The sequence below is a fragment of the Paenibacillus sp. LS1 genome (genome assembly GCF_026013365.1).
Taxonomy (GTDB): Bacteria; Bacillota; Bacilli; order Paenibacillales; family Paenibacillaceae; genus Paenibacillus.
The window spans coordinates 1-1,371 of the sequence record NZ_JAPDOE010000029.1 but is presented as its reverse complement, the minus strand read 5'-3'; the positions used below and the strand labels follow the sequence as shown (position 1 = coordinate 1,371).

Genomic DNA, 1,371 nt, shown 5'->3' with positions numbered 1-1,371 from the left:
TAAGGCTGAGCTGTGATGGGGAGCGAAAATTGTAGTAGCGAAGGTCATGATCTCACACTGCCAAGAAAAGCCTCTAGCCAGGTGATGGTGCCCGTACCGCAAACCGACACAGGTAGGCGAGAAGAGTATTCTAAGGCGCGCGGAAGAACTCTCGTTAAGGAACTCGGCAAAATGACCCCGTAACTTCGGGAGAAGGGGTGCCCCGGTAGTGTGAATAGCACGAGGGGGCCGCAGTGAAAAGGCCCAAGCGACTGTTTAGCAAAAACACAGGTCTGTGCGAAGCCGTAAGGCGAAGTATACGGGCTGACGCCTGCCCGGTGCTGGAAGGTTAAGGGGAGTGGTTAGGAGCAATCCGAAGCTGTGAACCGAAGCCCCAGTAAACGGCGGCCGTAACTATAACGGTCCTAAGGTAGCGAAATTCCTTGTCAGGTAAATTCTGACCCGCACGAATGGCGTAACGACTTGGGCGCTGTCTCAACGAGAGATCCGGTGAAATTTTAATACCTGTGAAGATGCAGGTTACCCGCGACAAGACGGAAAGACCCCATGGAGCTTTACTGCAGCTTGATATTGAATTTGGGTACGATCTGTACAGGATAGGTGGGAGCCTTTGAAACGTGAGCGCCAGCTTGCGTGGAGGCAACGTTGGGATACCACCCTGATCGTATCTAGGTTCTAACCTGGTACCGTAATCCGGTGCGGGGACAGTGTCAGGTGGGCAGTTTGACTGGGGCGGTCGCCTCCTAAAGAGTAACGGAGGCGCCCAAAGGTTCCCTCAGAATGGTTGGAAATCATTCGAAGAGTGCAAAGGCATAAGGGAGCTTGACTGCGAGACCTACAAGTCGAGCAGGGACGAAAGTCGGGCTTAGTGATCCGGTGGTACCGCATGGAAGGGCCATCGCTCAACGGATAAAAGCTACCCTGGGGATAACAGGCTTATCTCCCCCAAGAGTCCACATCGACGGGGAGGTTTGGCACCTCGATGTCGGCTCATCGCATCCTGGGGCTGAAGTAGGTCCCAAGGGTTGGGCTGTTCGCCCATTAAAGCGGTACGCGAGCTGGGTTCAGAACGTCGTGAGACAGTTCGGTCCCTATCTGTCGTGGGCGTAGGAAATTTGAGAGGAGCTGTCCTTAGTACGAGAGGACCGGGATGGACGTACCGCTGGTGTACCAGTTGTTCCGCCAGGAGCACCGCTGGGTAGCTATGTACGGACGGGATAAACGCTGAAAGCATCTAAGCGTGAAGCCCCCCTCAAGATGAGATTTCCCAGTATGTAAGACCCCTTGAAGACGACGAGGTAGATAGGCTGGGGGTGGAAGTGCAGCAATGCATGGAGCTGACCAGTACTAATCGGTCGAGGGCTTATCCAA

1 rRNA gene is annotated in these 1,371 nt (G+C 54.4%); it reads left to right on the top strand.

The window, feature by feature from the left end:
* A 23S ribosomal RNA gene (locus OM416_RS31680) occupies positions 1-1,371 on the top strand; the annotation flags it as partial.